The 25,292-nt window shown below is 43.8% G+C and carries 25 protein-coding genes; 24 read left to right on the forward strand and 1 reads right to left on the reverse strand.

What is annotated here, in order from left to right; genetic code table 11:
- Positions 1-58: 58 nt before the first annotated feature.
- The 10 genes from Q8P28_08245 to Q8P28_08290 all read left to right on the forward strand — a co-directional run bounded on the left by Q8P28_08245 (position 59) and on the right by Q8P28_08290 (position 12,314).
- Entirely contained in the window at positions 59-1,846 is a 1,788-nt protein-coding gene (locus tag Q8P28_08245) for a radical SAM protein (protein MDP2682776.1), read from the forward strand.
- Positions 1,847-1,922: 76 nt separating this feature from the next.
- Entirely contained in the window at positions 1,923-3,311 is a 1,389-nt protein-coding gene (locus Q8P28_08250) for a 6-bladed beta-propeller (GenBank protein MDP2682777.1), read from the forward strand.
- A 6-nt stretch (positions 3,312-3,317) separates the two neighbouring features.
- Entirely contained in the window at positions 3,318-4,313 is a 996-nt protein-coding gene (locus Q8P28_08255; protein MDP2682778.1) for a hypothetical protein, read from the forward strand.
- 53 nt (positions 4,314-4,366) lie between these two features.
- On the forward strand, positions 4,367-5,251 hold the full coding sequence (locus Q8P28_08260; GenBank protein MDP2682779.1) for an Mrp/NBP35 family ATP-binding protein: 885 nt from the start codon (positions 4,367-4,369) through the stop codon (positions 5,249-5,251).
- 20 nt (positions 5,252-5,271) lie between these two features.
- On the forward strand, positions 5,272-5,889 hold the full coding sequence (locus Q8P28_08265) for a 4Fe-4S dicluster domain-containing protein (protein MDP2682780.1): 618 nt from the start codon (positions 5,272-5,274) through the stop codon (positions 5,887-5,889).
- Positions 5,890-6,500: 611 nt separating this feature from the next.
- Positions 6,501-8,378: a cytochrome ubiquinol oxidase subunit I gene (locus tag Q8P28_08270; protein ID MDP2682781.1), complete on the forward strand. Its 1,878-nt coding sequence runs from the start codon at positions 6,501-6,503 to the stop codon at positions 8,376-8,378.
- 77 nt (positions 8,379-8,455) lie between these two features.
- Positions 8,456-9,331: a cytochrome C gene (locus Q8P28_08275; protein ID MDP2682782.1), complete on the forward strand. Its 876-nt coding sequence runs from the start codon at positions 8,456-8,458 to the stop codon at positions 9,329-9,331.
- 82 nt (positions 9,332-9,413) lie between these two features.
- Positions 9,414-10,175: a cytochrome c gene (locus tag Q8P28_08280; protein MDP2682783.1), complete on the forward strand. Its 762-nt coding sequence runs from the start codon at positions 9,414-9,416 to the stop codon at positions 10,173-10,175.
- 72 nt (positions 10,176-10,247) lie between these two features.
- Entirely contained in the window at positions 10,248-11,786 is a 1,539-nt protein-coding gene (locus Q8P28_08285) for an ethylbenzene dehydrogenase-related protein (GenBank protein MDP2682784.1), read from the forward strand.
- Between the two features lie 84 nt (positions 11,787-11,870).
- The gene (locus Q8P28_08290; protein MDP2682785.1) at positions 11,871-12,314 is read left to right on the forward strand and encodes a CBS domain-containing protein; all 444 of its coding nucleotides are present in this window, start codon (positions 11,871-11,873) and stop codon (positions 12,312-12,314) included.
- Position 12,315: 1 nt separating this feature from the next.
- Here the strand turns inward: Q8P28_08290 and Q8P28_08295 are convergent, their stop codons facing one another.
- Entirely contained in the window at positions 12,316-13,542 is a 1,227-nt protein-coding gene (locus Q8P28_08295; GenBank protein MDP2682786.1) for a radical SAM protein, read from the reverse strand.
- A 185-nt stretch (positions 13,543-13,727) separates the two neighbouring features.
- Between Q8P28_08295 and rsxC the strand changes: the two genes are divergently transcribed.
- From rsxC to Q8P28_08365, 14 genes are all read left to right on the forward strand, one after another.
- The gene (gene rsxC, locus Q8P28_08300) at positions 13,728-15,047 is read left to right on the forward strand and encodes an electron transport complex subunit RsxC (GenBank protein ID MDP2682787.1); all 1,320 of its coding nucleotides are present in this window, start codon (positions 13,728-13,730) and stop codon (positions 15,045-15,047) included.
- 93 nt (positions 15,048-15,140) lie between these two features.
- On the forward strand, positions 15,141-16,181 hold the full coding sequence (locus Q8P28_08305) for an RnfABCDGE type electron transport complex subunit D (GenBank protein ID MDP2682788.1): 1,041 nt from the start codon (positions 15,141-15,143) through the stop codon (positions 16,179-16,181).
- Positions 16,182-16,386: 205 nt separating this feature from the next.
- Positions 16,387-16,950, forward strand: a complete 564-nt coding sequence (locus Q8P28_08310; protein MDP2682789.1) for an RnfABCDGE type electron transport complex subunit G — start codon at positions 16,387-16,389, stop codon at positions 16,948-16,950.
- Complete coding sequence (locus Q8P28_08315) at positions 16,950-17,573, forward strand: electron transport complex subunit E (protein MDP2682790.1); 624 nt, start codon at positions 16,950-16,952, stop codon at positions 17,571-17,573. The genes Q8P28_08310 and Q8P28_08315 overlap by 1 nt, the downstream gene beginning before the upstream one ends.
- Positions 17,574-17,660: 87 nt before the next feature.
- Complete coding sequence (rsxA, locus tag Q8P28_08320) at positions 17,661-18,254, forward strand: electron transport complex subunit RsxA (protein ID MDP2682791.1); 594 nt, start codon at positions 17,661-17,663, stop codon at positions 18,252-18,254.
- A gap of 95 nt (positions 18,255-18,349) precedes the next feature.
- Complete coding sequence (locus Q8P28_08325; GenBank protein MDP2682792.1) at positions 18,350-19,219, forward strand: RnfABCDGE type electron transport complex subunit B; 870 nt, start codon at positions 18,350-18,352, stop codon at positions 19,217-19,219.
- Between the two features lie 254 nt (positions 19,220-19,473).
- Entirely contained in the window at positions 19,474-19,746 is a 273-nt protein-coding gene (locus Q8P28_08330) for a CYCXC family (seleno)protein (GenBank protein MDP2682793.1), read from the forward strand.
- 11 nt (positions 19,747-19,757) lie between these two features.
- Entirely contained in the window at positions 19,758-20,354 is a 597-nt protein-coding gene (locus Q8P28_08335) for a tetratricopeptide repeat protein (protein MDP2682794.1), read from the forward strand.
- A 31-nt stretch (positions 20,355-20,385) separates the two neighbouring features.
- Positions 20,386-21,882 (forward strand): cytochrome c biogenesis protein ResB, encoded by a 1,497-nt coding sequence (locus Q8P28_08340; protein ID MDP2682795.1) that lies wholly within the window; start codon positions 20,386-20,388, stop codon positions 21,880-21,882.
- Entirely contained in the window at positions 21,879-22,724 is an 846-nt protein-coding gene (gene ccsB, locus Q8P28_08345) for a c-type cytochrome biogenesis protein CcsB (GenBank protein ID MDP2682796.1), read from the forward strand. The genes Q8P28_08340 and ccsB overlap by 4 nt, the downstream gene beginning before the upstream one ends.
- A 15-nt stretch (positions 22,725-22,739) precedes the next feature.
- Positions 22,740-23,354, forward strand: coding sequence for a TlpA disulfide reductase family protein (locus tag Q8P28_08350; GenBank protein MDP2682797.1), 615 nt, complete (start codon positions 22,740-22,742; stop codon positions 23,352-23,354).
- 53 nt (positions 23,355-23,407) lie between these two features.
- On the forward strand, positions 23,408-23,911 hold the full coding sequence (locus Q8P28_08355) for a redoxin domain-containing protein (GenBank protein MDP2682798.1): 504 nt from the start codon (positions 23,408-23,410) through the stop codon (positions 23,909-23,911).
- Complete coding sequence (locus Q8P28_08360) at positions 23,908-24,630, forward strand: cytochrome c biogenesis protein CcdA (protein ID MDP2682799.1); 723 nt, start codon at positions 23,908-23,910, stop codon at positions 24,628-24,630. Before Q8P28_08355 ends, Q8P28_08360 begins: the two co-directional genes overlap by 4 nt.
- Before the next feature lie 56 nt (positions 24,631-24,686).
- Complete coding sequence (locus Q8P28_08365; protein ID MDP2682800.1) at positions 24,687-24,989, forward strand: glutaredoxin family protein; 303 nt, start codon at positions 24,687-24,689, stop codon at positions 24,987-24,989.
- The last annotated feature ends 303 nt before the right edge of the window (positions 24,990-25,292 follow it).

Below are 25,292 nucleotides of genomic sequence, written 5' to 3' on the forward strand. Positions count from 1 at the left end.
GTCCCTCAGGGCATTTTTGTTTATACCACACTGACCCGAAAAAGGATAAAGGACAAAAATGAAAACAACCCTTTTATTTCCCCCCTCATGGCATCCATCCCAGCCCTATTTAAGCCTTCCGGCGCTGACCGGATTTTTAAGAAGGGAAGGGGTTGATGTTACACAGAGAGATATTAACATAGAGTTTTTAGAGGTTCTCCTTAACAAGGACAATCATGAGTATTTTTTAGAAAGGATAGCTAACAGGCTTTCTAAGAGGACCCCTACAGCCACAGGAGAAAAAGAAGATTACAGTAGCCTTATAAACGCACTCGAAGAGATACCTGTTTTTGCCAGGAAACTGGATGAAGCAAAGGCTGTCTTACGAGGCGAGGGTTTTTATGATTCTAACCAATATATGGAAAGCCTCGGTAATATCGGCAAATGGCTTAACCTGATATCTCATGCGTATTACCCTTCGGAATTAACGCTTGTCGGCAATAACCTGACCAACTACTCTGTCTACTCATCAAAGGATGTCTTTGAGGCAATAAATAATGAAAAGGAAAACATCTTCCTTGACATATTCAGAAAGCACTTTCTAAAATCAATCCTTGCGGACGCCCCGGGACTTGTAGGCATATCCGTTACATCCACATCGCAGATAATACCAGCCTTTACAATGGCAAGGCTTATAAAAGAGGCAAAAAAGGATATCCACATAACAATCGGCGGCGGCGTCTTTACAAGACTCATAGATAATATATTCAAACAAGATGCCCTCTTCTCGTTTATAGATAGTTTTATAGTCTATGAGGGTGAGCATGCCCTCCTTACGCTGATACGCGAGCTTGAAGATAAAAGGGATTTTACCAAGGTCCCGAATCTTGTTTACAGACATAATGGAAGGACGGCAATGAACGAGCCATTGATAGTGGAGGATGTAGACTATCTCCCCACGCCTGATTACGACGGTTTTCCCTTATCGCTTTATTTTACGCCGAAATTGGTTCTCCCGGTGCAGACCTCGCGGGGGTGTTATTATAAAAAGTGCGCATTCTGCAACCTCCATGTTGACCAGATGGTATTCAGGACAAGAAAGGTTGATACGGTTGTGGAGGATATTAAAAAGCTGTCGCAGAAATACAATACAAAATATTTTTTCATAACCGACGAGGCAATGCCGCTTCCTACCCTTAAGAAATTTTCAACCAGGATTATAGAGGATAAGATTGACATAAAATGGATAACCGGCATGAGATTTGAGAATAAACTAGACGCAGGGCTTATAGAAAAGGCGTCAAAGGCAGGGTGTCTTAAATTTGTATTCGGCCTGGAGTCGTCCAATCAAAGGGTGCTTGACATGATGAAAAAGGGGATACAGAGGGAGACCGTTGACAGGATTATTAAAGACTGCCTTAAAAAGGAGATGGCAATACATGTTTATCTTATTACAGGCTTTCCAACCGAGACCAGGGATGAGGCCATTGAATCAGTGGATTACATTTTAAACAACGAGACCCTTGTAAATTCTTTAGGGTTTTCCTGCCAGCCGTCGCTCTTTGAGCTTGAAAAGTCGTCTCCAATCATGGATTTGCCGCCATCTTACGGCATTACCAAGATTATGGAGCCGAAGGGGCATGACCTAAGCCTCGGCTACCGTTATGAAGTTGACAAGGGTATGACGCCTAAAGAGGCAGAAGAGACATATAACCAGATAATGGATAAGACATATGAAAAGCTCTCCCCCTTCCCCTTTACCTACTCCATGTCTGACGGGTTATTATATATTGCAAGGTCTAAAGGCGAAGGGATTTCTGCCCAGGCTGCAGAGGCAGAGGGTCAAAAAGAAACAACAGTGTCTTAGGAGACTTGACTTCGTCTATATTAAGGCCTAAATTATCAATTGAATAAACAATCAGATAACAGGAGGTAACAAAGATATGTCAATAAGAGAAAAAAGGCATAAGGAATACTGGAAACCAGAAGAACCTGTGGTTGTACAGGAAGATCCCAAGGCAGCAGCGGCGGCAGCAGAGGAGGAGGCAAAAAAACCCAAGATAACAATAGAGGTTGAAGGTGGCGCCAAATGGACTACCTCAATGGATATTATGCTTCTTATCTCTGCCAAAGAGGAAAGGGGTTTTGGGATTGCAGGATATTTTGTTTCAGAGGATAAGACCCCGCCGACAACAAACTCAAAATGGGTTGTCATACCCCAGAGTTACCCATTAGCCACCTTTTACTCAACAACGATTGGATATACATTAGACCCAAAAGACGGGATGAAGACCATCTATGTGTGGTGCAGGGATGGGGAGTGGAATGTCTCAACTGCGGCTGTTGTTACTATACTTTTAACCTCATACGAATTTATCAAAAAATGGGGCCAGCCGGGCACCGGTGCGCTGGAGTTTACTGCGCCATCTGCAATTGCACAAGGCCAGGACAACAGTTTTTATATTGTTGACACAGATAATCACAGGGTCCAGGTATTTGATAAGGATTTTAATTTTATCAGACAATTGGGCGAAGGCAGAGGCAAGACCGATGGAAAGTTTTATTACCCAAGGGGTGTAGCAACAGACGCATCATCAGGGGATGTATATGTAGTGGATTCCGGAAATAACCGGATACAGAAATTCAGCGCCAAAGGAAACTTTATTAAGCAATGGGGCAATGTCGTAAAACCTGTGGAAGAAAAGAAGCCCGGTGAGATGTCATACAGTGACGGCAATGAAACCACTTTTAGCCGGGGTGGAGATCCCAGTGTGGAGCTCTACGACCCGTTAAATGCAGTGGTTGACAAGAATGGGAATTTATTTGTTGTGGATTCCGGCAATCATAGAATCAAGAAATACGACAAAGAAGGCACACTGCTTTTAGCATGGGGGATTAACGGGAGCCTTGACGGCATGTTGCATTATCCATCTGATATTGAGGTAGATGATTCGCAGACTGTATACGTCTCTGACATGGGCAATAATCGTATCCAGAAATTCGACAAAGAGGGAAAGTTTATCGGGAAATGGGGTAGAAAGGGGACAGGTGATACAAATCTTAAATTGCCGTTAGGCATAGCAATCGACGCCTCAGGACACCTGTATGTGGCGGATTCCGGCAACCATCGGGTCCATAAATTTGACAAAGACGGTAATTTTATAGACGGCTTTGGCTTAACAGGCGCCGGCGAAGGCGAATTCAATGCCCCGGTCTTTGTTGTAACCGACAAAGAGGGATATATCTATGTCCTGGACAGAACTAATGCAACAGTGCAGAAATTCAAGTATGTGCCGCGGCCAAAAGAGGAACAAACTAATAATAAGGGGTGAGAAAATATGGCTATAACTATATTATACGACACTAAATTAACAGAGGCGGTAGTGCGCCAGGAGGTAGACAAAAAGGAGCGGGCGGGTGATTTAAGCCTTATGGAGGAATACCATAAAGAGGTTGACCCCATATACGATATTGACGATGTTATAGACAGGGAAGAGGAGTTTGACAAACTATACGAAAAGTTTTTTTTAAACAACCTCGGCTACGAGAAGGTGATAAAAGAGGTCTTTGATGAATTCCCTTTTTTAAACGAGAAGATAAGCGATATATACATTAATATGGACCTTATGAGGGAAGAGGCCAATTTAATGAAAAAGGACCCTGACGAGCCTGGCAATTTAAGAAAAATAAAATTTAAGATGAGGCCTGAGATATTTGACGACAAAAATGAACTGAGAAAGTCCATAAGACACGAACTTATGCATGTTAAGGATATGTTTGATGACGATTATGGCTATGATATAAAGGTTCCTGCCGGCCTTAATACTACAGAGGAAAACTTTTTAAGGGATAGATACAAGATATTGTGGGATATATATATTGACAGCCGCCTTATAAAGGAAGGCAAAGAAACCATGGAGACCAAGGAGAAGAGGTTTGCATGGTTTAGCGGCATATACAGGAAGCTTCCAAATGAGCAGAAGGTCGTTATGTTTGACAACTTCTGGAATAAGGAGAAGATTACCCATAAAGAGATACTGGATATGGCGGCCGACATGATGCAGGCGGTGCCGTTATTGGGTGGGGATGCCACTGATGCAGAATTGGAAAAGGAGAAGCAAACCTACTGGTCAGGCAGGCCCTGTCCATTATGTAAATTTCCTACCTATAAGTGGGCAGAGGATGTTCAGCTTCAGGATGAAAAGGCAAAGAAACTGCAAAATGCCATAAAGGCGGATTTCCCAAAGTGGACGGTAGAAGAAGGCCTGTGTGAAAGGTGCGCAGAGCTTTATAAATTTAATGTAGAGGAAGATGAAAGGGAAGCTAATTTATAAACCCGGACAACAATGGTAACATATGGGCAAAGGGCTGGAGGTAGATAGATAAAATGGCTTGTATACGTCTTTATTCATGCAGTTTATGCGATAATCAGGAGGCTTGCAAGGAAGATAAGGAAGCCCACGATAAAACTATTATTGCGGACAGGATGGCCAAGGTTAAGCATAAGGTGCTTGTCATGAGCAATAAAGGCGGCGTGGGAAAGAGCACAGTCTCTGCAAATCTTGCGGCATCCCTTGCAAAGAAGGGATATAAGGTTGGTATTGCCGACGCTGATATACATGGTCCAAATATCCCTAAGATGTTTGGGGCTGAAGGTAAGAGGCTCAGGATAACGGATGCCGGCATACAGCCTTATGAGGCATTTAACTTAAAGATTGCCTCTATAGCCTTTCTCATGGAGGGGACAGATGAACCAATTGTCTGGAGGGATGTTTGGAAATACGATTTCCTCCAGCAGTTATTTGGGTCATTTAACTGGGGTGAACTTGACTACCTGATTGTTGATCTGCCTCCTGGAACCGGCAACGAATCTATAACTACGATAGAACTCGTTAACAAGGTGGGCGGGGTTGTGATAGTTACCACGCCGCAGGATGTGGCGCTTTTAGACTCAAGGAGGTCTATTACCTTTTCCAAAATAAACAATCTTCCTATAATTGGAATCATAGAAAATATGGCCGGTCTCACATGTCCGCATTGTGGCAAGGATGTAGAGGTATTCAAGATAGGCGGCGGTGAAAGGGCGGCAGTAGAAATGGGGGTTCCCTTTTTAGGCAGGATACCTATAGACCCAATGATAGCTGTGAAGGCTGACAGCGGCGAGCCTTATATAATTGCCTGCCCGGATTCGCCGGCAGGAGAGATATTTCAGGAGATTGTGGATAAGTGTGATAAATTTGTAAATAGTAATGTAGTTAATGTAATGTCATAATTTGTTCGGGGTGGATTTTAATGGAAAAAGAAAGATTATCTGACAGGAGGCAATTCTTTAAAGAGACCTTTGTAACTGTTGCAAGCTATGCAACAGAATTGTTGCATAAGGAAGATAAGAAATCAGATAAAAAGCATAAAAAGATTGTTTATCTGCGTCCGCCTGGCGCAGTGGCGGAAAGTGAGTTTATTTCCCTTTGCACAAGGTGTGATGAATGTATAAAGGTATGCCCTTATCAGTGCATAGGATATGCTGACTCAGATACCGGGTTAGGCACCCCTGTAATAGTGGCAAGGGTTTCAGCCTGTAGATTATGTTCAGACTTTTCATGTATAACGGCTTGTAAGGGCGGCGCATTGAAACCTGTTAATAATATGAGAGATGTAAAGATGGGGGTGGCAGTTATTAATAAGAAAAGGTGTCTTGATTATGCTGAGGAGAAGTTCTCAGCCTGTCAGCAATGCTATAGACAGTGCCCCTTGAAGGACGAGGCTTTATACCTTGATGATGACTATAGACCTGTTTTAAGGGCTGAAAAGTGTGTAGGGTGTGGCATATGTGAAAATATTTGCCAGGCTGTAAACTCTCCTGGCGCCATAAGTATAACCCCTGCTCAAAAATTAATTCTTACTCAATAAAAAATAAGTAAAAAAAAGCTTGACAAGGATATTTTAAACTGTTATAGAAGACCAACTTATTTGAAAATGTTTTTTATCTGGTGAAGTAATAGATAAGCAGAAAGGTTATTACAACCACATTGACAACAAGTCCAATGAATATAAGATAATCAGCAGGTGTTGTTTTCCAGTTTTTAAACATGGAAGACAGTATAGTATTAAAAGATAAGTTTGTCAAATTAAATTTGAGGTGAGGTTAAGATGCAGGAAAAAAAGTCAGGTAAGGCAGGCCCGGCCGTATTTATAATAGTATTAATAACCACATTGATATTCTTTTATTGGATTCTTACCAAGGCGCAGTAAAAAAATCTCAAACCTAAAGGTTTGAGTTGCAGCATGGAGTAACTCAAGGCTTTAGCCTTGAAAATAGCAAAGGAGAAAGGCCATGAAAACAGTTATCAGTTTTATCATTGCCCTGGCAATAGTCGCGGTATATTTTATAGGGCTTGATGCAGCGCTCTTAAAGCTCCAGGGATTGTCGCCAATATATAAACCTTAGAGGCTTTTGTTTAGATAGCTATCAGGGGTGGTATGCCTGTCTTACTAAAAAATAACTTAAAGGAGCAGAGACGATGAAATTATTTTCAGTTGTTATCAGTAAAGGCCTCTTTAAAAGGGGGTTTATAGCAGCCCTGTTCTTTTTTGCTTTTCTATTTGCCCTCCCGCTTTTAAAACCAGCAAAATTTTTTCTGATTGGAACTAATACGGCACATGCCTCTGAACAGGCTGTCCAGGCTGAAAAACCCGCAGATGCAGAGGCAAAGCCGGAAGCCAAAAAAGAAGAATACCAGCCGGCGCCAAAACTTAAAGCAAGCGATTATCCTCAGAACAAGTATATAAACGGCAGGGTTATGGCATGGCTTACAGCGCAGTTGCATCTCTGGTTCGCTGCGTTTGTCCTTGCCGTTCCCATCTTCGTCTTTATTATAGAGGCCATTGGTATGGCCACAAAGGACGAGCGGTATGACAAGATGGCCTATGAATTTATTAAGGTAAGCCTCACAGCGTATTCCGTAACTGCCGTATTAGGCGGTCTTCTCTTATTTACATTAATAATATTTTATCCTGATTTCATAAAATACATGTCAGGTGTCTTCAGTTCAACCATGCTTGCCTATGCCTTTCTTTTCTTTGCAGAGAGTCTATGTCTCTACATCTATTATTATGGCTGGCATGCAATGGAGACAGGATTCAGCAAGTGGATGCATCTGACCATAGGATGGATGTTGAATGTGGTAGGTACAACGATGATGCTCCTTACCAGCGCGTGGGCTTCATTTATGATGGCGCCGCATGGTGTAAGCGCCACCGGCGTATTTGAGGGGAATGTATGGGCTGCCATACATAACCATCTGTGGAATCCGTTAAACCTCCATAGATTTGTGGCAAATGTCGCATTCGGCGGCGGGGTCGTCGGCGCATACGCGGCCTATAAATTTTTAAGCGTGCAGACAAAAGAAGAAAAGGCCCACTATGACTGGATGGGCTATACGGCAAACTTCATAGCCATAGCAGGCCTGCTCCCGCTCCCCTTTGCAGGTTACTGGCTTGTGGCAGAGATATACGCAACTAGCCAGCAAATGGGCATAACCCTTATGGGCGGCTCATTTGCATGGTGGTTTATCATGCAGGCAATTCTTATCGGCGGACTCTTTCTTTCTGCCAATTATTATCTGTGGTGCGGGATGGAAAGAACCAAGGGCGCGGAGAGGTACATCAAATACACCAAATATATTGCCTTTGTCATAGTTATGTGTTTCCTTGTATGGTTTACGCCTCATACATTGGTTCTGAAACCAGGGGAATTAAAGGCCCTCGGCGGACCATATCATAAATATCTTGGTCCACTGGGAATTATGCCTGCCAAGAATACGGCTGTCAACATAATGCTGATATTTACCTTCCTGAGTTTCACGCTCTACAAGCGCTGCAGTAAGATTGCCACAGTTTCATGGGCTCCTCTGGGTAACACCATACAGATGGCAATATTTACGGCCGCCGTAATCAATGTAGTCATATGCGGCGTCTATTTCGGCTACTTTACCAATACTGTATATAAGGTCGCGTCTTCGGTCCTGCAGGTTTCATCCACCCTTACGGTGCTTATATCAGTTACAATTATAGATATATTCATGTTCAAAGGCGCTAAGGAAGCAGCGCCGCTTGAATGGGGCAAGATGCCTGACAGGAGTCAGTATGCCTTGTTCGTTCTCGCAGTAACATTTACATGGCTCATGGGTCTTATGGGTTTTATACGGTCTGGCATACGACAGCACTGGCATGTGAACGGCGTATTCAGGGATGCTTCTCCTGACGCCTTTACCCCGACCATTGGATATGGGGCGCGGGTAATATCCACGGGTGTTATTATATTCATGGCCATTATAATATTCATATTCTGGCTTGCCCAGTTTGGCGCGAAAAAGAGCTTTAAGGCAGCTAACCATTAAACCAAGAAACCATGCTGCCGCAGCTAAAATCTTTGAAACAATATCAGTTACGGCAGCGATTTTAGAGGGGGTATGAGATGAAGACCTTTTTAAAGATAGTGATTTTCAGCTTAGGAGTAACATGCGTCTATGCGTTTTTTGCAAACATAGTTATTCCGCAGGTTAGGCCAGCGCCGCCCCCTGTAGAGGAAAAGCTTGATTTAGGTTCCATGACTATGGAGCAGTTTGTAGGACTTGGAGAGAAGGTATTCAACGATATATGCACATTGTGCCATAACCCTGTGGGAGGGAGGGCGCCCCTCATGATTCAGGCAGGTAAGGACGGCCCGCCTATTGGAGCCAGGGCTGAGGAAAGGGTAAAAGACCCAAGATATAAGGGTAAGGCAAAGAATGGCGAGGAATATATACGGGAGTCTGAGAATGAACCCTCTGCCTTTGTTGTTCCGGGTTATGGTGTCAAGGGTACCAATGACACCGTGAGCCCAATGCCTGTTACTACCAGCGGCGCCATTGGTTTAACAGACGCGAAAGTGGATGCTGTTATTGCCTATTTCCAGACAAATGCGGGTGTCCCTGTTACTGTTAAGATACCGACAGGGGCTCCGGCTCCTGCCAGTACAGAAGCGGCTGCCCCGCCTGCTGCGCCGGCAAAGACCCCGGAAGAGTTTGTAGCAAAGTACGGTTGCGGCGTCTGCCACAAGGTAGCTGGCCAGCAGGGTCCAATATGTCCTGATCTTATGCACATAGGCGCAGTAGCAAAGACACGGATTAAGGATAAAGATTACAAGGGTAAGGCAAAGGATGCCGCTGGATATATAGCAGAGTCTATTTTAGAACCAGGTACATTTGTAGCGCCTGGTTTTCCTCCGGGTGTCATGCCCCAGGATTTCGGGGCTAAAATCCTTGCGCAGGAGTTTAATATGATGGTTAATTTTCTATCAAATTCCAAATAAGAGATATTATTAGAGATAATCCCCGTTAGGCCTTGTTATTATGTTTAGCGGGATATGATAAATCTTGAGGAGGTCCAACTGGATGAAGATACCAAGATTATTGCTGTTTGTAATTATCCTATCTGTTGCATACAGCGTATTTAAACTATTCGGGATTATAGTGAAACAACCAATCCCAACAAGTCTTGTGCAGATGTACATGTTTTTTGTTACGGTTATGAGCCTCTTGTGGATTACATCCACGGAAGAGGGTATGAATGGGCTTGTGGGACCGATAAAGGCTCTCATAGAAGACCCTAGTAAAAGGATATTGAGGAATATCGTGTTTCTTATTGTCCCGCTGCTTGGAGCAGGGATAACCTATGCGCAGTTAAGGCCCACCTACGAGGCGCCTGTGGAACTGCGGTCCATCCACCCTGCGCCGCCGTCTACAATTAAGGTATTTGGCAAGACATTTAATCTGATGACGTTGGAAAACCCTTATAGAAAGATAGAAAAGGAAGACCCTCAGAAATTTGCGCAGCTTGTCAAAGAGGGGGGAGAAGTATTTTTTAAAAATTGTTTCTACTGCCACGGCGATAAGCTGAACGGCAGAGGGCATTATGCGCATGGCCTTAATCCCATTCCGGCTAATTTCACGGATGTGGGAACCATCGCTCAGCTGCAGGAATCGTTTCTATTCTGGAGGATCACAACGGGGGGACCTGGTTTGCCCAAAGAAGGGGCTCCATGGATATCTGCCATGCCTATCTGGCAGAATTTCCTGACAGAGGATGAGGTGTGGAAGGTTATACTCTTCCTATACAACTACACAGGGTATGTGCCGAGGTCATGGGAAAAATAAAAGAGGTATTAAGAAGTTAAGGGGTTAGGATTCCTCTAATATCAATATTATGAAAAGGATGGTCAAAAACCTATGAAGAAAAAACTCCTAATTTTAGTTGCCTTAAGCATTATATTGGTTTCAATCCCGGCTATTGCGGCCCAGGGCAATAAAGAAAACGGGAAGGTAATATACGACAAAAAATGCTGGTGGTGCCACGGTGAGAACGGCGCAGGCGACGGGCCTGCTGCCAATTTTTTAAGTCCCCCGCCAAGGGATTTTACGGCAGGCTGGTTTAAATTTAAGTCAACACCGTTTGATGAGCTTTTTCCCGCCGATGAAGACATCTTCAGGGTGATAAGCGGAGGCACGAATCACGCTTCTTCATGGGGTGGTCTGTCAGGCACAGCCATGCCAAACTGGGACGATAAGCTTAAGGAGCAGGAGAGGTGGGACTTGGTTGCGTATATTACTGATTCACTCGGCCATCTGGAGAAACCTAAAAAACCGTCAATTGATTATAAGAATCAGGTAAAGACATCAAAGGAAAGCATTGGAAAGGGCAAAGAAATCTTCCAAAAGTTGTGCGTAGAGTGCCACGGAGAGGAAGGGAAGGGCAGTGGCACAAAGAAATTAAAGGACGACCTCGGCTTCAGGGAATGGCCGAGAAATCTTACAAAACCATGGACATTCAGGATTAATAACGATCCCAAAGAAATATATACCCGCATATCCGTTGGTATCCCTGGAACGCAGATGCCGTCATTTGCAGATCCAGCCAGCAAAAAGACACTTTCTGACGAAGAGAGATGGAATGTTGCAAACTATGTAAACTCCATCGGTGATGATACAAAAAAGCCGAATGACGCGGATACTGTCCTGAAGGCCATAAGGCTTGAAGGGGAATTACCTGACAAGCCTGATGATCCGAGATGGAAGGAAGCACAACCCACAAGTTTCTATCTCATCCCCCAGATAATTGCAAAGGAGAGGTTTTTTACGCCCACGATAGATGGCATTACTTCCAGGGCATTTTTTAATGATAAGGAGATTTCAATACTGCTTGAATGGGATGACAGGACAAAGAGCATACCTGGGGATGAAAAGGCAAAAGAGCTTGCAGAAGGCAGCGATGTGTTTGAGGACAGCGTGGCTCTGCAATTTTCCGTAACAATACCTGAAGAGATGGAAAAGCCGTATTTCGGCATGGGTGACAGCGCAAAGCCCGTCAATATCTGGCAGTGGAAAGGCGGGAAAAAAGACTCACCCGAGAGCGTGAAACTTATCAATGCCAACGGCTTCCAGAAGATAGAACAGAGAGACGCTGCAAAGGCAGGTTTGAAGGCAAGCAGCGCCTACAGTAACGGCACATGGCGGGTTGTTATGAAGAGGCCGCTTACAACTGAAGAGAAAGACAAGGACATACAGTTTGTAGAGGGTAAATTCATACCTCTGGCATTTGCCGCATGGGATGGCAGCAACGGGGAAACAGGCTCAAAGCATGTCCTGTCAACATGGTACTGGATACAGATGAAACCCGTAACATCCAATACCGTATATATTATTCCTGTTATTGTAGGATTGTTAGTTTTTGGCGGCGAGCTTTTACTTATCAGGAAACCAAGAAAGTAGCTGCCCAAATTGACTGATAGCTGTCATTAAGCTTAGCTAAAAAGAAATGATAAAATATATAGAGAGGCAGGAGGTGTTACATATATGAAACGTTCCGAATTTATATTAGGCGGTGAAGATTTTAAAAGGTTGACTGCCGCGCAGCTTATGGAGATAGATGTAAAAACATTTACCCCTGAAGCCGCATGGGAAGAGATGGCAGAGGCTATGACAAAATGGCATTTTGGGAGTGTTCCCATTGTTGATGCGGAAGACAGGCTTTTGGGAGTTGTTGGAGAAGAAGACCTGCTCTCAGCGCTTATAGAAGGAAAAGACTTGAGTAAGATAACAGCCCTGGATATTATGGGGAAAAAACCTGTTACCGTTACTGAGGATACAAATGCAGGGGAGATTGGAACCCTCCTCCAGAAGGAGCGCCTTATAAGGGTTCCTGTAGTGAAGGGTGGAAAACTCGTAGGGGTTGTGGCGAGGCGGGACCTCCTGTTTGGCTATTTGAGAGCTACTTCAAAACCACCGCTCTGGTTATAAATTATTTTCCAGCCCTTTTTCTAAGTTCAGCCATAATCTCAGGGGTAATTTCTTTTAAACATTTTTCCCTTGCGTATCTTTCCACGCCCTTTTTAACCATGCCCATGAGAAAGGTAGGCACTTTTGAGAGCCTTTCCTGCGCTTCTTTTGTCCAGAGTATTTCTTCTGCCCCTCTGACTCTTTGACTCTTTGACTCTTTGACTCTTTGACCCTCCGGTTCATATTCGCACCACGGGTCTTCTCCCATAATACTGGAAGTCGCTGCAAGCGCCCTTGCCCTGCATCCGCCGCAGGCCTCTTTATAATCACATTCCCTGCATCTCCCCTCATAATTTGGATTTCTGAGAGACTGAAATACCGGCGATGTTGTCCATATCTGAGACAGGCTTGCCTCCATAAGATTTCCCACTTTTGTCGGCATATACGGGCATGCCGTTACATCGCCTTTAGGGGTAATCCTGAAATATCCTGTGCCTGCAATGCAGCCGCTTGTTGCGCCTTTTAAAAGCTGGCTTTCAGGATTAAGCTTATGAGCGATCCTCAGAAAATGCGGCGCGCACCTTGCCCTTACCATCATTCTCCCTTCATAATCTTTTTCTGCCTTTACAAGATATGTCAGGGTTTCCTCATATTGTTTGGGTGTTATGTCTGTCATTTCCTGTCCCCTGCCTGTGCAGACAAGAAAGAATATGTTTGCTGCCCTGGCCCCTTTTTTATACGCAAATTCTATTATATCCGGTATTTCTGAATAATTGTCCTTTGTTACAGTCACCTGAATCTGAAAATCAAGGTTGTATTTTTTTAAGATACCCATTCCAGCAATGGTCTTTTCCCAAGCCCCTTCCACTCCCCTGAACCTGTCGTGATATGATGGGCCTATTGAATCAAGGCTTATCCCAACGCCCTTGACACCGCTTTCTATCATTTTTTCTACAGTCTGAGCATCAATGAGCGTTCCATTTGTTCCAAGCACAACCATCAACCCTTTTTTCGCTGCATAGGAAAAAAGATCAAAGCAGTCATCCCTGAGCAGAGGCTCGCCGCCTGTAAAGATGAGCATTGCCTGCGGGTTGACAGCAGTTACCTCGTCTATGACCCTTTTTGCGTCATTAGTAGATAGCTCGTCGTTCCCATGTTCCAACTCTGATGCGTCAAGGTAGCAGTGCCTGCACCTCAGGTTGCATCTTTTTGTTATATTCCAGGATATGAGAAAAGGTATAAAATCCATAACTTCCTTGTGAAATTATCTTGGTCGTATTTTAAAACCTCAGAGGAGACAAAGTCAATGATTTTCTGGTGGCTTGACAGTGTGGTAAATTTATGTATGATACAAAAAATACAAAAAGACTTGACAAATATATCAAGGTTGATACCATCTTACATTATTTTATTTATTGGAAGTCAGAATATTTTATGAGTTTAAAGACATTTAATCACGGCATACATCCTTCTTATAATAAAGAGTTAACTCAAAGCAAAAAGATAGAGAAGGCATCCCTTCCATCTAAGGTTGTCATCCCTCTTCAACAGCACATTGGCGCCCCTTGCAAGCCGCTTGTTAAAAAGGGAGATACGGTAGCAGAGGGGCAGAAGATAGGCGAGACAACCACCTTTGTTACCGCCCCTGTCCATTCTTCAATCTCAGGAAAGGTTAAGGAAATAGAAAGACTCCCATATCCCGGCGGCGGCAAGGTCTTGTCTGTCATAATAGAAGGAGACGGGACAGTAAAGGATTGGGGGAGCGGGGACACAGACATTGAGCTTGAATCGCTCGCAAAGGAAGATCTAAGGAATATTATAAGAGAGGCCGGGATTGTAGGCATGGGCGGGGCTGCATTCCCTACGCATGTGAAATTAAGCCCGCCAAAGGGAAAAAGGATAGATAGCTTCATCCTCAATGGATGTGAGTGCGAGCCGTATCTGACATCCGATCATAGGCTGATGCTTGAAGAGCCTGAAAAGGTCTTGTGGGGTATGAAGGCCATGATGAAGGCAGTAGGGGTTGAGAACGGCTTTATAGGCATAGAGGAAAATAAATCTGATGCAATAGATGCCCTTGAGAGAGTAACCAGAGGCAGCAATATAAAGGTTGTTGCATTGAAAACAAAGTATCCGCAGGGCGCTGAAAAGATGCTTGTAAAGGCCGTTATAGACAGGAAGGTGCCTGTCGGCAAGCTCCCCATGGATGTGGGCTGTGTGGTAAACAATGTCGGGACAGCGTTTGCTGTTTATGAGGCAGTCAAATACAAGAAGCCTTTGATTGAAAGGGTTATAACTGTAAGCGGAAACGGTGTAAGAGAGCCGAAGAACCTCCTTGTCCGGATAGGGACAAGCTTTGAAGATGTTTTAAACCAGTGCGGCGGGATAACAGGGGAAGGCGAAAAAGAGGTTTTAAACGGCGGCCCGATGATGGGGATTGCCCAGACAACCCTTGAAGCGCCTGTAATAAAAGGCACATCAGGCATAACAGTCCTAACGGGTAAAGAGATAAAGCCGTTTAAATACGATCCGTGCATAAGATGCGCAAGCTGTGTTGAAGTTTGTCCTGTAAACCTCATGCCGTATAAGTTAGGCGATTTAGGGCGGCTTTACAGACTGGATGAATTCAAGGCATGGGGCGGCATGGTCTGCATAGAATGCGGCTGCTGCTCTTATACATGCCCCTCTAAAAGGCCGCTCCTGCACTGGATACGGGTAGGAAAGGTTAAGATAAGGGAGAGGGAGAAGGTGTAAGTACAAATTGAAAAATGCAAAATGTAAAATGCAAATTTACAAGATAGAATTTTAAAAATTTTGCAATTTACAATTTGCAATTTGCATTTTTCGATGGAGCGTAATAATTTAAAAGCTATGGAAGAGAAAACAGCAGATAAACCGCAAGAAAAATTGGCTCAGGAAAAACAAATAGAGCGACTTATTGTATCCTCTTCTCCCCATTTTCTGAGGGATGAGGATATCCCAAAGATTATGCATGCTGTCATTTTAGCGCTCTTACCTGCTGTGGCTGCAAGCGTATATTTCTTTGGCTTTAGGGCGCTCATGCTTATAATCGTATCTGCCGTGTCATGCCTTATTACAGAGTATGCCTGCCAGAAGATAAGAAAAAAGCCTGTAACAATTAGAGACGGCAGCGCGGCTATCACAGGCATTCTCATGGCTTTGACCCTGCCGCCGAGTTTTCCTTATTATGGGGCTGTTCTGGGTTCAATATTTGCCGTAGGCGTCGGTAAACAGCTTTTCGGCGGAATAGGCTACAATATATTTAATCCCGCGCTCCTCGGAAGGGTATTTTTACAGGCAACATATCCTGTAATGATAACCACATGGAGCGAGCCGCTTTCTAAGGCTGCAAAGGCAGGTGTGGATGCCGTGTCTGCGGCAACACCGCTGGCGCTTATGAAATTTGAAGGTAAGTGGACATCGCATCTTGACCTTTTCTTCGGCAATACACCTGGTTCTATTGGAGAGACATCTGCGCTTGCAATACTTATGGGCGGGCTTTATCTCCGATACAGGGGTTATATAAACTGGAAGATGCCTCTGGGCTATCTTGGCTCAATGGCATTTTTAGGCGGGATATTCTGGCTTATAAACCCTTCAAAGTATCCTGATCCGCTCTTCCATATCCTTGCAGGCGGGGCAATGCTCGGCGCATGGTTTATGGTGACAGATATGGTGACATCGCCGGTAACGCCGCTTGGACAATGGATATTTGTGATATGCGGGGGGTTCCTCGCTATTATCATCCGTTTATTCGGCGGCCTTCCTGAGGGAGTGATGTATTCCATACTTTTGATGAATGCCTTTGTGCCGTTATTAAATAAACATACAAGGCCGCGATTTTTCGGAGAGGGAAGTAAGGTGTAACTCAAACCTTTAGGTTTGATGGTCTCAAGGCTGAGGCGGGTTCAGGTTTGCAACCTGAACCCATAAGTTCGTGATTTTGAGAGATGTGAAATATTCAGGAGCAGGTTACAAACCTGCTCCCGCAAAAGCCCCGTAAGAGACTGAAGGTCTTACGAGGCTTGAGTTACAGAAAAATGGGAGCAGATTGAATAATCTTGTTGTAAAAATGTTTCTCGTCTTAACGGTTATTGGTGCCATATCAGGCGGCATACTTGCAGGGGTTTTTCATGTTGCTGACCCGCTTATTCAGGCAAACAGGGAGAAAGAACTCAAGGAGGCAATATTTATTGTATTACCGGGGGCAAAGGATTACAAGATTATGGAAAAAGAGATTGATAAAGAAAAGATTACTATATACAAAGGTGTTGATGCAGATGGCAAACCAGTAGGACTGGCATTCATTGCAGACGGAGGCGGATTTCAGGGGAACATACGAATTATGGTGGGGCTGAACACGGATTATCTAAAGCTTAGAGGCATAAAGGTTCTTGAACAGAACGAGACCCCTGGACTTGGGAACAGAATAAAAGAACCTGCATTTGTAGACCAGTTTAAAGGTCTTGAGATTAAGCCGAAGATAGAATATATTAAATACCGCAAGCCTGAAAAACCTAATCAGATAACAGCAATAACCGGCGCCACAATTTCATCGGATGCGGTCGTAAAAAATATAAACAACGCAGTGTCAAGGGTGTTGAAGGCATTTCCGCAGGAAGAGACGGTGAAATAATGGCAGACAACAATTACAATCTCTGGTATGAATTAAAAAAAGGGTTCTGGCAGGAGATACCGCCGTTCAGGCTTGTGCTTGGAACTTGTCCTACTCTTGCTGTTACGAATTCTGTTATCAATGGGGTTGCAATGGGGCTGGCTACATTGTTTGTCTTACTCTGCTCAAATATAACTGTGTCTGCTATCAGAAAGATTGTGCCTGCCCAGGTAAGGATTGCGGCCTATGTTGTCATCATAGCCATGTATGTTACGGTCGCAGATATGTTTCTTGCGGCCATGTTTCCGCCAATATCCAAGGCGCTTGGGCCGTATGTGCCGCTCATTGTGGTAAACTGCATTATTTTGGGAAGGGCAGAGACATTTGCGCAAAAGAATCCGGTATTCCCCTCTATAATGGATGCATTCGGTATCGGCATGGGATTCACAATGAGCCTTGCTGTAATGGGGACAATAAGAGAACTGCTTGGATTTGGCAGCATACTGAATATAAAACTTCTGGGTGATTGGTTTGAGCCGTGGATAGTCATGATACTCCCGGGCGGCGCATTCATTGTGTTCGGATTTTTGGTGGCGCTGGTAAATTATCTGTCAAAAAGAAAGGCTGAAACAATCTGCCATTAAGGAAAATTGCAGATTGAAGATTGAAAAATGCAAAGTTAAAGGAGACTTTAAAATTTACAATTTGCACTTTTCAATTTTCATTTTGCAATGGAGCAAAGCGACATGAAACTAATACTTATATTCATATCAGCATCGCTGATTAATAATTTTGTGCTGACCTACTTCCTCGGCATCTGTCCGTTTCTCGGTGTGTCCAACAAAACAGAGAATGCGCTCAATATGGGGCTTGCTACTACCTTTGTTATGACACTGACCGCCGCGATAACATGGCCCATCTATACTTATCTGATAGTCAGGTTTAATGTGCCATTTCTCGAGTATATCTCTTTCATCATAACCATAGCCGCGCTTGTGCAATTAGTTGAGATGTATATAAGAAAGAGCAGCCCGGCGCTTTACAGGGCATTGGGCATATTCCTCCCTTTGATTACAACAAACTGCGCTGTCCTGGGTCTTGCGCTTTTCATGGTTTTGAGAAAATATAATTATCTGGAGAGCATAATCTTTGGGTTCGGCACAGGGGCAGGTTTTACCCTTGCCATACTTATGATGTCGGGCATCAGGGAAGAATTGGAATTTGCGGATGTGCCGGAGGTATTTCAGGGCGTCTCAATAACATTGATTATTGCCGGCATGCTGGCGCTGGCATTTATGGGATTTGCAGGGCTGATAAGAGGGTAAGTTAAAATGCAAATTGCAAAATGCAAATTGCAGAATGCAAAATTACGGAGGCATTTCCAGATTTTCAATTTGAAATTTGCACTTTGCATTTTCCAATGGAGCAAAGCGACATGACTGGCAACATAGTAATCATATCAATGGTAAGTATGGGCGGCATTGCTGCGGCCTTATCGCTTTTTCTTGCCTATGCGGATAAAAAACTCAAGGTTGAGGAAGACCCGAGGATTGAGGCTCTTTTAAATATCCTTCCCAATACAAATTGCGGCGGCTGCGGCAGGGCAGGGTGCAGGGTGTTTGCAGAGGCGCTGGTACAGGGGACAGCCTCTGTAACAGGTTGTGTTGCAGGCGGTCAGGCTGTAGCTGATAATATTGCAGAATATCTCGGTGTGGGATCTGCTCAGGCCAACAGTATTGCGGCTGTTGTGCTGTGCAGGGGTGGCAATAGAGAAGCGGTAAGGAATGCGGTCTATAAAGGTGAGAGAACATGCGTTGCCGCCAATCTGACAGGCGGTGAAAAAACTTGCATTTATAGCTGCATCGGATACGGCGATTGCGTCCGCGTCTGCCAGTTTGACGCAATGACTATGAATGAGAACGGCCTGCCTGTTGTATTCCATGATGTCTGCAACGGGTGCGGCGCATGCGCAAGGGCATGTCCGAGGGATATTATAGAGATGCATCCGATTGAGCATAAGCTCTTTAACTATTGCAGGAACAAAGATAAAGGGGCTGTTGCGCGAAAAATATGCAAGGTGTCATGTATCGCGTGCGGTCTGTGTGTAAAGGATTGCGCAGTAGAAGGCGGCATAGAGGTGATAGACAACCTCGCTGTTATAAATTACAATAAATGCCCTCAGGACGACCAGCCTACAAAGAGATGTCCGACCGCCTGCATCCTTTTCGGGGAAGAGGAAAGTATGACAAAAGAGGCATACGAGGTATCTCTGCCAAAAAAAGCGGTTTAAATCCCTCCGTCAAATTATTAAAAAAAGCTAATTAAATCTTAACTGAAACTTAACCGTATTCTTGATATAATTATTTAAAGATGGTGAATAAGATTAAAAAAAATAACAGCAAAAAATGGTTTACGCCGGTAATTATCTCCCTCTCGGTTATCGGCCTTGGCGGCGGCTACTGGGTATCTTCTTATTTCGGCGGCAATCATTCGGAGGAGATAACGGATCTGGCCTCCATCAAAGGCGGAGAAACCAGGCCGACCATGTCGCCGGCGCTCTTTGTCGGCAAGGCTTCGGCAGCCTACGCTGTAGCAAAGGAGATACCGGAGGTATTGGACCATATTCACTGCTACTGTGAATGCAAGAAACACCACAATCACAAAAGTCTTCTGACCTGTTATGTGACTAAACACGGCGCCGAATGCGACATCTGCATAGATGAGGCGATCAGGGCATATGAACTTTATAAAGAAGGCAAAGACACACTCACTATTAGAAAAACTATAGACAAAGAGTTTTCCCAATTTTCCCATTAAGGAGAAGAGCCTTGGGCAAAAAAGAGATTCTGATTATTATAGGGTTGGTTATACTTTCATTAGTTGTGGGCGTTGTGATTGGAAAGATGAAAGGCCAATCAGCTAAAAAGGATATTGCCTCACCGCCGGCTGCATATCAGGACAAGGCTCAAGAAGCAGCGCAGTCTCCAATCAATCAGCCGCCGTTTGGGCAATATGATTACACAGCGCAGATTCAGATGGTATTAAAGGAAAGACCCAACGATGCAAAGGCATTTGCAGAGGTTGGAGATATCTATTTTGACCAGCACAAATTTATTGACGCTATAGAATATTACAAGAAAGCGATTGCCATGGACCCTCAGGATATTGATGCATACAATGATATGGGGCTTTCTTATCACTACATAGGCAAGTCAGATGATGGGCTTAAATATGTGGAAGAAGGAATAAAAAAGAATCCTGCCTATCAGAGGCTATGGCTGACAAAGGGTTTTATACTTGCTATCAGGGGAAATATTGCTGATGCAAGGTCTGCATGGGAAAAGGCCTACCGCCTTGACCCTAATACTGATGTTGGAAGGTCGGCTGCAGGTTTTCTTGAGCAGTATAAAGGGGCCGCCAAGTGACATGCTGCAAGATTCAACTTAAGGGGCGGCAGTGACAATATCCGATAAAAGAGTAGTGCAGACTATTGGCAGCAGGATATGGGGTTTTTTTGGCTCTTTGAGGCTTACGCTGTTTGTGCTCTTTTCCCTTGCTGCATTTTCTGTGGTAGGCACAGTTATACAGCAAAACCAGCCAACAGAATTTTATAGCGGGGAATATGGCAAATGGGCGCCTTTAATCCTGCGCATTGGTCTGGAAGACATGTATCATGCCTGGTGGTTTTCAACCCTCCTATTGCTCCTCATTTTGAATATAATTGTATGCACCATTGACAGATTTCCTCCAAAATGGAAGACCACTTTAGAAAGCAAGGCAGATGTTGACGCAAGGTTCATTAAAAATCTGCTGAATAAGCATACGTTGATTCTTCAGGACGAACCCGCCTTTGTAAGGGAAAGGATACTGAATATCCTCAGAAAAAGAAGGTATAATGTAAAAGAGGCAAGATCCAATCGGGGGGCAGAGGGTATGTCTATATACGCATGGAAGGGAAGGACAGGGAGGTTCGGTTCTGATGTTGTTCATGTGAGCCTTCTCCTGATACTCTGTGGTGTTATAATAGGGAGTATAACCGGCTTCAAAGATTTTGGGGCATTTTATGAAGGAGAGGTTATAACCGTACCTGTAACAGAATTAAGATTAGGCATAGACCGTTCATGGCACGGTATTCCGCTTCCAAAGATAGATAGGCAGAAAAAAGCGTCCGATATCCAACTGCGTCTTGATAAATTCTGGATAGACTATTATGAATCGGGACAGATAAAACAGTATAACAGCGTCCTGACGCTTAGTGACAGCGGCAGGGAGGTTATTAAAGGAAGGCAGATATGGGTTAATGCGCCGCTCTCTTATAAGGGCATGACCTTCTATCAGAGCAGTTACGGGACGGCATACGACAGGGTGAAGCAGGCTGAATTTTATTTAAAGAACAGTAAGACACATAAGACAATAACCCCGCCTTTTACCGCCCTCTGGAATACCCCGTATGATATTCCTGGCACTGATTATAGAATCAAGGTTGTTGGTTTTGTGTCTGATTTTGCATTTGACCCTGCAACCAGGACAGTATTTCCAAAGTCAGCAGAGCATAATAACCCGGCGATAAATATAGAAGTGTATAAAATGGGCAAACTTGTATCCAGACCGTGGCTGTTCTACAATTATGCCGACCTCTTCGCAGCCATGCCTGATTCTGATTATGAGCTTGTATTTAGTGGCTATAAGGGTATATTATATACAGGTCTGTCCATCAATAAAGATCCGGGGACAAATGTTGTGTGGATTGGGTCTGCATTGATGGTAGTCGGCTTTTTTATGGCCTTTTTTATCTTCCATCAAAGGATATGGGTCAATATAAGAAAAGGCAGTCTGGAAACAGAGGTGCACATCGGCGGGATGATAAATAAAAATAAGTTTGTTTTTGAGAGGGAGTTGTCGGAAATAGTTGACGAGATTAAATCCGGCAGTTCCGGAGGGATAAAGCAATGAAAGTTATAATGAGTCTTTTATTTTTTGACATGGCATACTATTTTTATCTGGCCACAATGATTTTATATTTCGGTTACTGGATATTCAGGAAAGAATGGCTTGGCCAGGCCGCAACTGTTCTGGCAATTATCTCCACATTTGCAATCTCAATGATGCTGATATTCAGGACTAAGGAATCCGGTCATGCCCCATTTTCAAATCTCTACGAATCAATGGCCTTTTTTGTATGGATAACATCCATCGCCTATCTTGTCATGGAGTTTAAATACAGGATAAAGGTCGTGGGCGCATTTGTAATGTCTATTGCATTTATAGCAATGATTGCCACATCTCAGCTGCCATATCGTTTTCAGGATATCCAACCGCTCAATCCGGCGCTTCAGAGCATCTGGTTTGAACTGCATGTGTTCGCGGCATTTATAGGATACGCCGGTTTTGGTCTGGCATTTGGCATGGCCTTAATGTATTTAATAAAGGCAAGGTTTGAGGAAAGGAAGTCATCTCATTTTTTGATAGACAGGTTCCCAGCGTCTGCAATCCTGGATGAACTCAGCTACAAGTCAATAGCGTGGGGTTTTATATTTTTTACGCTCGGAGCGCTTATACTCGGCGCTGTTTGGGCAAATAAGGCATGGGGGACTTACTGGAGTTGGGATCCCAAAGAGACATGGAGCCTTATTACATGGTTTGTCTACGCAGCCTACCTCCATGCGCGTATTACAAGGGGTTGGAGAGGGAAAAAGGCTGCCTATGTTGCCGTCTTTGGGTTTTTATCAACCATATTCCTTTATTGGGGCGTAAGTTTTGTCTTGCCCGGTCTGCATGCTTATGCATCGCAATAAAAGAGGTTTCTTTCTATGAACACTCCATCAACTGAGAACAAGGGTTTATCCAGCAAGACGGCAATTGCCGTTGTTGTAGCGATAATTGTATCTGTGGTATTATTAATAATAACAGGGCAGAGGCATAAGTTTGAGCCTGTTTTGGAAGGGAAGACTGCCCCTGATTTTACCCTGCCCCAGATAGGTTCACTCGGCGGCAAAATGGTCAAACTTTCTGACTACAAGGGCAAGGTGGTTTTTGTGAACTTCTGGGCAACATGGTGCAAACCGTGCGAAGAAGAGATGCCGTCTATGCAGGTGATGTACGTGGCGCTTAAAAAGCAGTATCCGAATTTTGAAATCTTGGCTGTAAGCATTGATAAAGGGGCCCCTGATATAGTAGAGTCCTTTGCAAAGAAATATGAGGTTACATTTCCCATACTACATGATAGAAATGGTAAGATAAAAGAGATTTATAAGACTACGGGTGTTCCGGAGACTTTTATAATAGACCAAAATGGTATTATAGCAGAAAAAGTATGGGGGCCAAGGGACTGGAGTAAACAGGATAGCATAAGAACAATTGTTGAACTTTTAACAAACGGGCCAAGAGCGGCTGATAAGTATAAGCAGAAGAAGGCAGAGTATTGATGTCATTAAGATTTTATCCAAGTATCTTTTTCTTATTTTTTTGCGTTTCATTTTTGACATATCCGTTAAATATAAATGCTGCCGGGCAGGATTACTGGGCAGATGCAGGAGTGGTCAGGGTCGGGAAGAAAAAGCCGGTAGAGGCCCCTGATTTTGTGCTTAATACACTTGACGGCAAAAAGGTTTCCTTAAAGGGATTTAAAGGCAAGGCAGTATTCTTAAACTTCTGGGCTACATGGTGCCCGCCCTGCACAATAGAAATGCCTTCTATGGAGACCATTCATAAAAGATTTAAGGACAAAGGGCTTATTGTTGTGGCGGTAAATTCTGAAGAGGGTGAGAAAAAGGTCAGTAAATTTATTAAAAAGAAAGGTTACACATTCCTTGTTCTCCTGGATACCGATGGTTCAGTAACAAGCGATTCTTACAGGACAGTCGGACTTCCCACCACATACCTGATTGACAGGCAAGGCATGGTGGTTGGCAAGGCAGAGGGGGCAAGGGAGTGGGATTCCGCGGAGTCGTTTCGATTGATAGAGGAGATATTAAAAAGGTGACGCAAGATGTTTCAATACCCATAGTATTTTTATTCGGCCTTCTTTCATTTGTGTCCCCATGCGTCCTGCCGCTTGTGCCGTCCTATATCTCGTTTGTTACAGGTATATCCTTTGAAGAATTGACAGATAGTAACGGCGGTAAAGAACTAAAGAAAGTCATACTTATAAATTCGCTCATGTTTATATTGGGCTTTTCCGCAGTCTTTGTAAGCCTTGGGGCATCTGCAACCTTTGCTGGTGAGATCTTGCGCACCTATCAGGATGTAATCAGAAAGGTGGGAGGCATAGTAATTGTACTGCTTGGCATCCATATTGTAGGCATAATAAATTTCAGGATACTGCAGCAGGATAAAAGACTGCACTTTTTTAGGGAAAAGCCGGCAGGTCTTTTAGGCTCATTTCTAATCGGCGTCGGCTTCGCAGCAGGCTGGACTCCATGCATAGGGCCGATACTTGCAGCTATCCTTATGATGGCGGCTTCATCTGATACCCTAATGCAGGGGGTGCTCCTTCTTATTATTTACTCCCTCGGGCTTGCCATACCATTTTTTCTTACCTCTCTTGGCATCACTACATTTCTCAAACACTTCAATAGGCTTAAAAAACACATGCGGGTTGTTTCAATAGTAACCGGCAGTTTTTTGATTATCACAGGCATCTTGATTTATTTTAATTCTTTTGCTATACTCACCAGGCATATAAACAGTCTGTTTTCATAATGCTGTTTTTAAAAAATACGGTTTTATCTTTTGTTTCCAACCGTTCTTCTTAAATTATGGTCAGAGTTGAGATATATTCAAAAAAAGACTGCTGCCTCTGTAATAAGGTCAAAGAGCTTATAAACAAAGTTGGCTTAGAGGTGCCGTTCTCTTACAAAGAGGTGGATATCGCTGATAGTGAAGAACTTCTCAGAAAATACGAGAGAGATATACCTCTTGTTTTTATAAACGGCAAAAAGGCATTCAAGTTTAAGGTGGATGAGGTTGAATTCAGAAAGAAGCTGAGAATAGAGTTGATAAAGAGCGGCTTGTCCCGGATGTGGAGTAAAAAAAGTGTGGAGCAAAAAAGAGTATTTTAGTTAGATATTGCCAATTCACATAGCCGTTTCCACAACATTATATTTCATTCCTCTAATATCTCATAAATATCCTTTTCTACAGGATACCCACAAAATCTGCAGGTTGACCCCGTTAGAAGTTCCTGTTGATAATGTTGTTGCTTCAGGATAGTTTATCTCCTTCGGAAAGAGACTTCTAACGGGGTGAATAAGTTAAGATACATATGCGACATTAAGGAATAATGGATCATTATGCGAAGGCATAACCGATATTTAGTAGAATGGGAGGCTATAGGAGGTTTCAGCATATGCTCCATAGCCTTA

The organism is Deltaproteobacteria bacterium (assembly GCA_030690165.1).
Taxonomy (GTDB): domain Bacteria; phylum Desulfobacterota; class GWC2-55-46; order UBA9637; family UBA9637; genus JACRNJ01.

What these genes read in the sequence shown, in the direction of transcription:
- Q8P28_08245 (MDP2682776.1), top strand. Translation starts at nt 59, where the DNA reads ATGAAAACAACCCTTTTATTTCCCCCCTCATGGCATCCATCCCAGCCC.
- Q8P28_08250 (MDP2682777.1), top strand. Translation starts at nt 1,923, where the DNA reads ATGTCAATAAGAGAAAAAAGGCATAAGGAATACTGGAAACCAGAAGAA.
- Q8P28_08255 (MDP2682778.1), top strand. Translation starts at nt 3,318, where the DNA reads ATGGCTATAACTATATTATACGACACTAAATTAACAGAGGCGGTAGTG.
- Q8P28_08260 (MDP2682779.1), top strand. Translation starts at nt 4,367, where the DNA reads ATGGCTTGTATACGTCTTTATTCATGCAGTTTATGCGATAATCAGGAG.
- Q8P28_08265 (MDP2682780.1), top strand. Translation starts at nt 5,272, where the DNA reads ATGGAAAAAGAAAGATTATCTGACAGGAGGCAATTCTTTAAAGAGACC.
- Q8P28_08270 (MDP2682781.1), top strand. Translation starts at nt 6,501, where the DNA reads ATGAAATTATTTTCAGTTGTTATCAGTAAAGGCCTCTTTAAAAGGGGG.
- Q8P28_08275 (MDP2682782.1), top strand. Translation starts at nt 8,456, where the DNA reads ATGAAGACCTTTTTAAAGATAGTGATTTTCAGCTTAGGAGTAACATGC.
- Q8P28_08280 (MDP2682783.1), top strand. Translation starts at nt 9,414, where the DNA reads ATGAAGATACCAAGATTATTGCTGTTTGTAATTATCCTATCTGTTGCA.
- Q8P28_08285 (MDP2682784.1), top strand. Translation starts at nt 10,248, where the DNA reads ATGAAGAAAAAACTCCTAATTTTAGTTGCCTTAAGCATTATATTGGTT.
- Q8P28_08290 (MDP2682785.1), top strand. Translation starts at nt 11,871, where the DNA reads ATGAAACGTTCCGAATTTATATTAGGCGGTGAAGATTTTAAAAGGTTG.
- Q8P28_08295 (MDP2682786.1), bottom strand. Translation starts at nt 13,542, where the DNA reads ATGGATTTTATACCTTTTCTCATATCCTGGAATATAACAAAAAGATGC.
- rsxC (MDP2682787.1), top strand. Translation starts at nt 13,728, where the DNA reads ATGAGTTTAAAGACATTTAATCACGGCATACATCCTTCTTATAATAAA.
- Q8P28_08305 (MDP2682788.1), top strand. Translation starts at nt 15,141, where the DNA reads ATGGAGCGTAATAATTTAAAAGCTATGGAAGAGAAAACAGCAGATAAA.
- Q8P28_08310 (MDP2682789.1), top strand. Translation starts at nt 16,387, where the DNA reads ATGTTTCTCGTCTTAACGGTTATTGGTGCCATATCAGGCGGCATACTT.
- Q8P28_08315 (MDP2682790.1), top strand. Translation starts at nt 16,950, where the DNA reads ATGGCAGACAACAATTACAATCTCTGGTATGAATTAAAAAAAGGGTTC.
- rsxA (MDP2682791.1), top strand. Translation starts at nt 17,661, where the DNA reads ATGGAGCAAAGCGACATGAAACTAATACTTATATTCATATCAGCATCG.
- Q8P28_08325 (MDP2682792.1), top strand. Translation starts at nt 18,350, where the DNA reads ATGGAGCAAAGCGACATGACTGGCAACATAGTAATCATATCAATGGTA.
- Q8P28_08330 (MDP2682793.1), top strand. Translation starts at nt 19,474, where the DNA reads ATGTCGCCGGCGCTCTTTGTCGGCAAGGCTTCGGCAGCCTACGCTGTA.
- ccsB (MDP2682796.1), top strand. Translation starts at nt 21,879, where the DNA reads ATGAAAGTTATAATGAGTCTTTTATTTTTTGACATGGCATACTATTTT.
- Q8P28_08350 (MDP2682797.1), top strand. Translation starts at nt 22,740, where the DNA reads ATGAACACTCCATCAACTGAGAACAAGGGTTTATCCAGCAAGACGGCA.
- Q8P28_08365 (MDP2682800.1), top strand. Translation starts at nt 24,687, where the DNA reads ATGGTCAGAGTTGAGATATATTCAAAAAAAGACTGCTGCCTCTGTAAT.